The 10490-nt window shown below is 64.1% G+C and carries 7 protein-coding genes and 1 pseudogene; 5 read left to right on the top strand and 3 right to left on the bottom strand.

The window, feature by feature from the left end:
* A pseudogene (locus FDW84_RS18880) lies at nt 1-533 on the top strand (HNH endonuclease); the annotation flags it as partial.
* Nucleotides 534-749: 216 nt separating this feature from the next.
* Here FDW84_RS18880 and FDW84_RS18875 read toward each other — a convergent pair.
* The 3 genes from FDW84_RS18875 to FDW84_RS18865 form a co-directional block, all read right to left on the bottom strand.
* Nucleotides 750-2102, bottom strand: a complete 1353-nt coding sequence (locus FDW84_RS18875) for an ABC transporter substrate-binding protein (RefSeq protein ID WP_138611019.1) — start codon at nt 2100-2102, stop codon at nt 750-752.
* 243 nt (nt 2103-2345) lie between these two features.
* Nucleotides 2346-3293 carry a carbohydrate ABC transporter permease gene (locus tag FDW84_RS18870; protein WP_138611018.1) on the bottom strand — a complete coding sequence of 316 codons (948 nt, stop codon included), beginning with the start codon at nt 3291-3293 and terminating at the stop codon, nt 2346-2348.
* Nucleotides 3283-4227 carry a carbohydrate ABC transporter permease gene (locus FDW84_RS18865; RefSeq protein WP_138611017.1) on the bottom strand — a complete coding sequence of 315 codons (945 nt, stop codon included), beginning with the start codon at nt 4225-4227 and terminating at the stop codon, nt 3283-3285. The genes FDW84_RS18870 and FDW84_RS18865 overlap by 11 nt, the downstream gene beginning before the upstream one ends.
* Before the next feature lie 374 nt (nt 4228-4601).
* On the opposite strand from FDW84_RS18865, the gene FDW84_RS18860 reads away from it, so the two are divergent.
* From FDW84_RS18860 to FDW84_RS18845, 4 genes are read left to right on the top strand one after another with little or no spacing between them, the layout of a single operon-like run.
* Nucleotides 4602-5870 (top strand): ABC transporter substrate-binding protein, encoded by a 1269-nt coding sequence (locus FDW84_RS18860; RefSeq protein WP_138611016.1) that lies wholly within the window; start codon nt 4602-4604, stop codon nt 5868-5870.
* Between the two features lie 51 nt (nt 5871-5921).
* Nucleotides 5922-7124, top strand: coding sequence for an acetylxylan esterase (locus FDW84_RS18855; protein WP_240721591.1), 1203 nt, complete (start codon nt 5922-5924; stop codon nt 7122-7124).
* Complete coding sequence (locus FDW84_RS18850; protein WP_138611015.1) at nt 7124-9220, top strand: DUF6807 family protein; 2097 nt, start codon at nt 7124-7126, stop codon at nt 9218-9220. Before FDW84_RS18855 ends, FDW84_RS18850 begins: the two co-directional genes overlap by 1 nt.
* Nucleotides 9217-10383 (top strand): M24 family metallopeptidase, encoded by a 1167-nt coding sequence (locus tag FDW84_RS18845; RefSeq protein WP_138611014.1) that lies wholly within the window; start codon nt 9217-9219, stop codon nt 10381-10383. Before FDW84_RS18850 ends, FDW84_RS18845 begins: the two co-directional genes overlap by 4 nt.
* Nucleotides 10384-10490: the final 107 nt, after the last annotated feature.

Here is a 10490-nt window from a genome sequence, read left to right as displayed (position 1 = left end):
ATCGAGGTCCAGCTCGTCATGACGGACCGGACCCTCTTCCAGGGCGACAGCGAACCTGCCCGGCTCACCGGCTACGGAATCGTGCCCGCCCAATGGGCCAGGACAGCAGTGCTCGAAGGACCGCCAGCTGCTGAAGGCGCGACGACCGCACCCCCTACTGCGACGCGCCCATCCGGCACCACGACCACATCATCCCCATGCACGACGACGGCCCAACCACCGCAGCCAACGGCCAAGGCCTCTGCGAAGCCTGCAACCACACCAAAGAAGTGCCAGGCTGGAAGGCACTGCCGGTCCCTGGAGCCAGACACACGGTCCAGCTCCACACCCCCACAGGCCACACCTACCGGTTCATTGCACCTCCCCTTCCGGGAACATTGGGGCAAACAATGGATGGGCCGAAGTCACTTGGCCACAGCATGCCTCTCCGGCCCTGTGACCAGCGGGGTGAACCGCATCCCAAGGAGCATAGAACGTCAACGAGACATGCCGTCGAGGTTCTTGGTCGCGTCATTCCGCCCATCGAACGCTGACAGCCACAACCGGAACTCCGGGCCATGCACTCGTTGCTGGTCCAAGCGATACTAATTTGGTGATTCGCGCAGCATGGCTAAGAACATCTGTTAAATAGCTCCGTCCCGAAAGGAACCAAAGTTCCTTCCGGGACGGTGCTGCAACCCGCCGTCGGACGCTGCTGTGTGGAGGAGGCGCCCACCCTGCTGCCCGAAGCCGTATCGGCGGTGCGAAGACTAGCTGCTGATGGCCGACTTCATCTCGTCATGGGCCTTCTTGCCGGCGTCTTCCGGAGACAGCCGCTCGAAAAGAACTTCCGAGGTGTACCGCTTGATGATCTCCTGGATTGACCCGGCGCCCTTCGGCGGCGGGGCGGGAGCCTCACCCAGCTCGTCCTTGATCTGATCGATGAACTTGACCACCTTGACGTCTGCCGGAGTCAGCTTGGACTCGATGGCTGCGCGGACCTCTGAGTTCGGGTAAACGCCGCGGTCTGCCAGGAGGGTTTCGCCGGCCTTGACGTTGTTGGCCAGGAAGTTGATGAACTTGGCGGTTTCCTCAGGGTGCTTGGTGCGTGAGGAGGCTGACCAGAACTGCGATGCCTTGTACCAAAGCCCGGCGTCATCGGCCGAGCCGGTCTTGGTGGGGAACCGCATGATCTTCAGGTCTCCGCCGGAAGCCTTTTCCAGGGCGGGTGCCTGGTTGGACCACCAGAAGGCCATGGCGTTCTTGCCCGTGGCCAATCCGCTCTGGTCCAGCGGGGCGGCCTCAGCTTCAACAACTTCGGATGCCGAAGGTACGGCCTTCTTCGCACTGAGCTCCTTCAGGAACGCCCACCATTCAGCGATGTCGGCCGGCTCAAAGCCCAGCTCGCCGTCCGAGGTGTAGAGCGACTTGCCATTCTGCCGGAGCCAGACTCCCAGCGAAGCCTCGTCTGTTCCGTAGGCGGCGGCACCGTAGGTCCCCTTGGGTGACTTCTCCGTGATTTCAGTTGCGATGCGTCCGAAGTCCTCCCACGTCCAAGTGGAGTCATCCGGCAACGGGACGCCCGCGGCTTCAAAGACAGCGGGGTTTGCCAGAATCGTGGCTGCGTTGATGCCGGCGGCGATGCCGGTCAGTCCGTCCTCGCTCTTGCCTGCGTTGAGTGCAGCTTCGTCGAGTTTGGAGGTGTCGATCTCGTACCTGGAAAGATCAAGCAGGGCACCCCGGCTGGAGTACTCGGTGATGTACTTTTCATCCATCTGGATGATGTCGGGGGCATCGTTGGCAGCCACCTGGGTAGCCAGCTTGTCCCAGTAGCCGCTCCAGTCGCCGAATTCCGGCTTGATCTTGATGTTGGGGTTTTCAGCCTCGTACTGCTTGATGGCTTCCTGAGTCAGCTGGGCGCGTTTGTCGCCGCCCCACCAGGAGAACCGCAACTCAACAGGACCGTCGGCATTCTGCGTGGAGGATCCTCCGCCGCAGGCGCTGAGCGCCATAACGACGGCGGCCGCGGCGGCTACGACGCCCGTCTTGCGGATGCGGCGTGCGCCATGGGAACGGCGCTCTGCCGGTTGCCGGGCAGACGCAGGGCGTGGAAAAAGCTGCACTGGTAACTCCGATCTTCTTTGATCCAGGTGCTGGGGATTGGTGCATTTGCTGCTGGGAAAAAACGCGAAACCGCTTTCTGAACCTAATGCTACAAGTGCCAAACTTGTAACACAAGGTTTCGCGCGGCAGTTTTCGGGAGGGTGGCAAGGGGGACGGCGGAACCGCCCGTCGCGACGGACGGGCCGTCCGGTTCGCATTGCTGGTGACGACCGCAGGCCGTGCCAGTCGGACCAGCAGTGCGACTACTTGATGCCGGTGGTGGCGATGCCCTTGATGAGGAACCGCTGGCCGAAGAGGAACACCAGGAAGACCGGCAGGAGCGAAACGATGGACATCGCAAACAGCGATCCCCAGCTCGTCGCCGACTGCGAATCAACGAAGGCGCGCAGTGCCACCGGAACGGTGAACATGTCCGGATCCGTCAGGTAAATCAGAGCTCCGAAGAAGTCGTTCCAGGTCCAGATGAACGTGAAAATGGTGGTGGTGGCCAGCGCCGGCACCATCAGCGGCAGGATGACGCGCAGGAAGATGCGGGGGTGTCCTGCCCCGTCGATACGGGCAGCCTCATCGAGCTCCCGCGGAATGCCGCGGATGAACTGCACCATCAGGAAGACGAAGAACGCTTCGGTGGCGAGCAGCTTGGGCACGATCAGCGGCCAGAAGGTGTTCACCCAGCCGATCTGGGAGAACAGGATGTACTGCGGAACGATCACCACGTGGAACGGCAGCATGATGGTCAGGAGCATGATGCCGAACAGCAGCTTCTTGGCCGTGAACTGCAGCCGGGCGAAGGCGTAGGCAGCCATGGAGCACGAAATCAGGTTGCCCAGAATGGATCCGATCACCACAATGGCCGAGTTGATCATGTAGTGGCCGAAGGGGTGGGTCAGGGCAGACCAGCCGGAGGTGTAGTTGCTCATTTCCAGGCTGTTGAGCCACAGGCCGGGCTCACGAAAGATCAGCTCATTAGGGCGAAGCGATGAAACAACCATCCAGAGCAGGGGGTAGATCATCAGCCCGCCGGCGAGGATCAGGATCCCGTGCTTCATCAGGGCTTTGGTGCGCTGCGCCCGGCTGAAGGCCAGGGTGCCGCGGGACTCCCTGATCTTGGGCTTGCGGCGGTTCGTTGGCTTGCCCGCGCCGGCAGACTTCTTCTCCGGGGTGGGCAGCGTCTCAAGCTTAGTCGTCATAGAAAACCCAATACTTAGAAGCGATGAAGTTGATGGCGGTGAAGACGCCGATGATCACCAGCAGGACCCAGGCCATGGCGGATGCGTAGCCCATGTCGAACTGGCCAAATCCCTTTTGGTACAGGTACAGCGTGAAGAACATTGTGGAATCCGAGGGCCCGCCGTTGCCGCCCGAGACGATGAAGGCCTGGGTGAACGACTGGAAGGAGCCAATGATCTGCAGCACCAGGTTGAAGAAGATGATGGGGCTCAGCATTGGCATGGTGATCCGCCAGAACTGCTGGAGCGTGGTCGCGCCGTCCACCTTCGCGGCCTCGTAGTACATGGTCGGGATCTGCCGCAGCCCCGCCAGGAAGATGATCATCGGGGCTCCGAAGGTCCAGACGTGCAACAGGATGATGGAGCCCAGCGCCGTGCTGGGGTCTGAGATCCAGCCGGGACCCTGGATGCCGAACATCGCCAGGACCTGGTTCACCAGGCCGGTGGTCCCGAAGATCTGCTTCCAGAGGATGGCGACTGCCACCGAACCGCCCAGCAGGGACGGCAGGTAGAACACCGAGCGGTAGAACGGCAGGCCGCGCAGCCCCTTGTCCAGCACCAGCGCAATAAGGAGCGCCACGGCAAGCTGGAGCGGCACGCCAACGAAGACGTAGGTAAAGGTAACGCCGAGCGAGTTATGCAGCCGGGCATCACTGAGCATCCGGGTGAAGTTGTCCAGGCCCGTCCATTCGGGGGGCTGGAGCAGGTTGTAGTCCGTGAAGGACAGGTAGAGGGACATCAGCATGGGGCCGACGGTGATGGCAATGAGGCCCACCAGCCATGGCAGCAGGAAGATGTACGCTGCCTTGTTGTCCCGGCCGTTGGCCTTCTTCTCTTCGGCGGTGGCCTTGCCCTTCCGCCGGGTGATGGAGCTGAGTTCGCTGATGGCGCTCACTGCTGCAGCCCCGTCCCTGCAGCCGGACCCGCCGCTGCCGGCAGGCCTGCCGGGCGCGGTGTCCTGGGTATGTGCTTAGCGGCCATGTGGTCTCCTTTGGTCATCGTGGCCTCCACGTTCTTGGTATCGCCGGGGGCGATGGGTGCGCTCCGCCCGGGGCCGGGATTTTCCGCCAAGGTATTGGTGGCGGGCTCCCGCTCCCCCGATCGGTACGGATTCGAAAAGCGGCTCCGTACCAAAGTAAACGCTTTCTTGACTCCTGTATAGCCCTTTGTTAGTTTTTGAGAAAACGCTTTCTGTTACACCCGTCACTACGAATAAGATCACAAGACCTAAGGGGCAGGACAATGCGGTTACGTCTCACAAAATCAGTCATGGGGGTCGCAGGGGCGACAGCGGCCCTGGCCATGGTTCTCACCGGTTGCGGCAGCAATCCAGAAGCGGGAAAGGTGGGAACCGTAGAAGATCCTGTCACCATCCGTTTTGCCTGGTGGGGCAACGACTCACGGGCAAAGACAACCCTTGACGTGATCAAGGACTTCGAAGCCGCGAACCCCACCATCAAGGTGCAGGGCGAGAACACCGAGTTCAGCTCCTACTGGGACAAGATGGCCACGCAGATCGCCGGCGGCACCACTCCCGACGTCTTCGCCATGAGCGGTGCCTACCCCAGCGAGTATGCAAGCCGTGGCGTGCTGCTGGACCTGGACAAGGTCAAGGACCAGATCGATACTTCGAAGTTCGCCGAGGGCACCTTGGACCTGGGCAAGATCGAGGACAAGCAGTACACCATCACCGCCGGCGTCAACGCGATGTCCATGGTGATCGACCCCAAGGTGTTCGAGGCAGCAGGTGTGCAGCTGCCAGACGATGAAACATGGACCTGGGACGACTACGCCGAAATCGCCGCGGAGATCACCAAAAAGTCGCCGGCAGGAACGTTTGGCACCACCCCCATGGCCAACGACTCCTTCCTGGCGGTGTGGGCGCGCCAGCACGGCGAGGACCTCTACACGGATGACGGCAAGAAGCTGGGCATCAGCGAGGATACCGCCGCCAAGTATTTCGAGCTGAACAAGAAGCTGATGGAAACCGGCGGAGCCCCCTCCGCTTCACAGACTGTGGAGGACGGCTCGGCCCAGCCCGAGATGACCCTGATGGGCCAGGGCAAGCAGGGCATGAAGATCTCATGGAGCAACCAGATGAATTCCTACTCCGGGTCGCCCCTGGTCATGATGAAACTGCCGGGCGAGAGCAAGACGCCCGGTGCCTGGCTGCGGTCCTCCATGGAGTACGCCATCTCGTCCAAGTCCGCGCACCCCAAGGAAGCAGCCATGTTCATCAACTACCTGGTGAACAACGTGGACGCCGCCACCAAGATCAAGAGCGACCGCGGCATGCCGGCCAACACTGAACTCAAGGCCGCCATCACCCCCCTGCTGAAGGAGTCGCAGCAGAAGGAAGCCGAATACCTGGACCGCATTGCCGAGATGGACATTGAACCGCCGCTGCCGTTCCCCGCGGGATCTTCGGCCACCATGGAGGTCCTGAACCGCTTCAACACGGATGTACTGTTCGGAAAGATTTCACCGCAGGACGCTGCCAAGGGCTTCATCCAAGAGGTCAACTCGAACCTCGGCTGACGCTTCGGCAGGCCATATCCGCACCACACCATCCGAACAGGAGGCAGGCCAGTGAGCAGCGATGCCGGACTGACCCATGATGCAAAGCCGCCCCGGCCCAGCGCAATCGCCGGCTACGAGGACTGGCCTGCCTATGTCCAGCAACACCCGCGTTACCAGGCGCACACCGCGGAAGCGCAGGAACTCGCTGACGCTCTGGGCGTGCCCGATGTGCCGCAGCCACCCGAAGCGTCCGTTCACTGGGAGGAAACGTACGACGGCGTCACCACCTCCCAGCTGAGCTGGCAGTTGGGTTTCGGTCCCCGCAGTACGGGCTGGCTGATCAGGCCGGCCGGCGTCCCCGGGCCGTTGCCCGGAGTCCTGGCTCTGCACTGCCACGGCGGCAACAAGTTCGGCGGAGCTGACCGGCTGGTGGAACTCCCTGCCTCCCATCCCCTGGCGGCGAACGCCCGGCCCGGCTACGACGGCCGTGCCATGGCATCAGACATCGCCCGCCAAGGCTTCGCTGTCCTCGCCCATGACAGCTTCGCCTGGGGCAGCCGCCGTTTCGACCTTTCCGTCCCGCCCTGGCGGACTGGCTCCGCTCTGGAGGCAAGGCGGGCGCAGTGGCGGGAGGACGGCGTCGTGCCTTCCGAAGCCGAGGTGTACAACGCCGCCGCAGGATGCCACGAGGAGACCGTTGCCAAAACTGCCGGCCTCCTGGGTACGAGCCTTGCCGGAATGGTGGCCCACGATGACCTTGCAGCACTGGAGATCCTTGCAGCCCTGCCTGATGTGGACCCGGACCGGCTGGGCAGCATCGGCTTTTCCGGCGGCGGCGGCCGCTCGCTGGCCCTGGCCGTGCTGAGTGCCCGCATCAAGAGCTACGTTGTGACATGCATGATGACCACTTTCCAGTCCCTTCTGCCGGCCTACCTGGATGCCCACTCCTGGCTGCTGCAGACGCCTGGCCTCTGGAAGTTGGACGACTGGCCCGGGCTTACCGCCAGATCCGGTGCGGACCGGCTGCTGGTGCAGTACGCCCTTGGGGACGAGCTTTTTCCTGAGGACGGCATGCGTGCGGCACACCGCATGCTCGATTCCCTGCACAACCCCGCCAACGGCAGTCCTGCCGCCTACACCGGAAGCTTCTGGCCTGGCGGCCATGTGTTCACTGCCGCAATGCAGCAGGAGGCGCTGGCCTTTCTTTCTTCCTCGCTCGGTGCCCGTGAAACTCAGCCCCTCTCTCCCCTCAGCTATCAAGGACCTTCCTGATGATTGATCAATCCACTGCTGCAGAAACCCGTGCCCACAGCAATAACGCCCTACCCGCAACCGTCCCGCGGATCGCACTGGTGGGCGTCCACGGGTTTGGTGAGCGGCACCTTGCCAATCTCGCCAGGCTGGAAGCAGCAGGAGCAGTGCAACTGCTTGCCGTTGCGGATCCCAACCCGCCTGCTCCCGGAAGGCTCCGGGACTCCGTGGCCGTTTACGACGACCTGGCACAGCTACTGTCAGCCGGCCCGGACGTCGACGTCATTATCCTCGCCACCCCCATCCAGACCCATGCTCCCCTGGCCCTCGTCGCCCTCGCAGCCGGCAAGGACGTCTATGTGGAAAAGCCTCCCGTGGCATCCCTTGCCCAGTTCCAGGATGTCCTGGCAGCGGCGGAGGCTGCGGGACGCCTGGTGCAGGTCGGGTTCCAAAGCCTCGGCTCCCAGGCCCTGCCCGCTATCCGGAAGCTCGTGGCGGACGGGGAAATCGGGGATGTTCTGGGGCTGAGCGCCCAGGGACAGTGGGTGCGGAACACGGCCTACTTCAAGCGTTCCAGGTGGGCAGGCAAGCGGAGCCTGGACGGCGTGGATGTGGTCGACGGCGTAGCCACCAACGCCCTGGCCCACGCCGTGGCTACTGCGCTGCACCTGGCTGGTGCGCACACAGTGGCGGACCTCGCTTCCGTGGAGACGGACCTGTACCGGGCACACGACACAGAAAGCGATGACACGTCGGTGATCCGCGTGCGCACCGTCCAGGGAGGCACCCTGTTGTGCGCCCTGACCCTGTGCGCGCCCGAACAGCTCGATCCGGCCGTGACGGTCCACGGCACCCAGGGCGAGATCACGCTGTTCTACACGCGGGACGAGGTCATGATCACCACCGCGGACGGCGAGCGCCGGGAAAACTACGGCCGGACCGACCTGCTGGAGGATCTCCTGGCCGCCCGCAACACCGGTGAGCCCCTGCTCTGCCCGCTGCAGCACACTGGCGCTTTCACTCTGGTCCTGGAAGCCATCCGCACGCTGCCGGCACCGCAGGCGATCGGCTCCGAGCACATCAGCTGGGAGGGCGAAGGCGACGAAGCGCATCCCGTGGTGCACGGCATTGCGGAGCTGATGGAGCGGGCGTGCAAGGCGCAGGCCACATTTGCGGAAATGGGTGTCCCTTGGGCCCGCCGCTTGGCTCCGGTACGCTCGTTGACGTTGGACGGCAAGCCGGTTGCCGAGTACCAGGACGGGAGCCGCATCCGGGCTACCTCCTCACCGCGGCCCTATCTGCACCCGGTCCGGACCCTGGCCGGTACCGTGGTTACGGACCAACAGCCACTGGACCACGTATGGCACCTGGGCGCGGGAGTTGCCCTGCAGGACGTCGACGGCATCAATTTCTGGGGCGGCCGCACCTACACGAGGGAGGCCGGGCGGTACGTGTGGCGGCCGGATCATGGCAGCATCACCAGTAGGCGAACAGCGGTTGAAGACACGGCCGCCCAGACCGGCGGTCCTGACGGCCGGCTGCGCGAGACCCTCAGCTGGAACGGGCCTCATGGAGCACCTGTCCTGACGGAGGACCGCACCTGGACCTGGACCGGCGTTAGCCCTTCTGTCTGGCGCCTGTCGCTCGAGTTCGCCCTCTCCCCCGCCGGAAACCAGCCCGTCAACCTGGGCAGTCCCGGGTCCAACGGCCGTTTTGCAGGCGGCTACGGGGGCTTTTTCTGGCGGCTGCCCGAGTGCAAGGATGCCACCGTCTGGACACCTGCCGGTGCCGGCGAGTCCGAGGTGCACGGTTCCGTCACGCCCTGGCTGGCGTGGGCGGCTGGGTTCCCGGCCGAGACGTCCGGCGCTGCAACAGATGCTGCCCGTACGCCCGGCAGTGCCACCCTCATCTTCGTGGCCGAAAAAGACTCCACTGATCCGTGGTTTGTCCGGGTGGACGGCTATCCGGGGGTGGGCCAGTCCCTCGCCTGGGACACTCCCGTCATTGCCCGGCCGGGCGAGCCGGTGAAGCGCAGCGTCACCGTTTTTGTCGCCGACGGCATCCTGGGCACAACCGACATCGAAGCACTGATCAACCAGCAGGGGAACCACTCATGAGCCAGACAACAGCAGCACCACCTTCCGCAGGTACCGGTTCCAGCGAGCAGGGCGCGGCGCCCGCAGCTGTTCCCGGAGCGAGGACAGCGCCAGCCTCCGCGGCCGACCGGGCCATCAAGCGGCAGAGGGTACTGGACGTCCTCGATGCCAAGGGCGCTGACTCCCTGCTGCTGACCACGCATACCGCGCTCACCTGGTACCTGGACGGCAGCCGCATGCACATCAGCCTCGCCGGTGATCCCATAGCCGCCCTCCTGGTGGACCGCCGCGGTGACCATCTGGTGACCTTTAACAACGAGGCCGGCCGCATCGCCGCCGAGGAACTTCCCTCCGGCGTCGACCTGTACACGGTGCAGTGGTACGGCAACCTGCACGAGGCAGCGTCCGCCGTCGGACGTTCCGCCGGAGTCTCGGCCGCGCCGCTGGCGGAAGGTGAGGTAGCTGCTGAGCTGCGCGCAGCCCGCCAACAGCTGCTTCCCGCCGAGAGCGCCCGTTACGGACGGCTGGGGGCAGAGGTCGCTGAGATCATGACGGACGTCCTGTCCACTGCCCGGCCGGAAACCAGCGAGTTCGAGCTGGTGTCCGCTCTGGCCGCCCGTGTTGTAGCCGCCGGCGCCGAGCCGCTGGTTCTGCTGTGCAACGGCAGCAGCCGCAGCGAATTCCGGCATCCGCTGGCCACCCACTCTCCCCTGGGCCGCCGTGCCATGGCCGTGGTGTGCGCCCGCAGGGACGGCATGGTCGCAAACATCACCCGCTGGATAAGGTTCGACGCCGGCACTGCGGAAGAGCGCGACGCCGAGGCACGCATCGCAGCAGTAGAGGCGGACATCTTTGATGCCACGGTCCCCGGCGCCCAACTGGACCGGATCTTCGCCGAAATCAAGGCTGCCTATGCCCGGCATGGTTTCGGGGCGGAGCAGTGGGAACAGCACCACCAGGGCGGTCCCGCCGGTTACGCGGGCCGCGATCCCCGTGTCACCGCTGCCGCCACGGACACTGTGGTGCTCAACCAGGCTTTCACCTGGAACCCATCCGGACCCGGGGTGAAGATTGAGGACACTGTCCAGCTCACCGAGTCAGGCCTGCAGGTGCTCACGGCTGACCCGCGCTGGCCTGCAACAGCGGTGAACGGTCTCCAGCGGCCGCTGACCCTGGAGCTCTAGGGCAGCAAGACGCTCCAACAGGTCCTGCCGTAAACACGAAACGCTCTCTCGGTCGTAGCCGTAAATCCCGGCCAGCGACTGAGAGAGCGTTTCTGTTAAAACGACAT

Source organism: Pseudarthrobacter sp. NamE5 (assembly GCF_005796225.1).
Taxonomy (GTDB): domain Bacteria; phylum Actinomycetota; class Actinomycetes; order Actinomycetales; family Micrococcaceae; genus Arthrobacter.
Note: the sequence above shows the minus strand (reverse complement) of the source record. Positions and strands in the feature narration are given on the sequence as shown.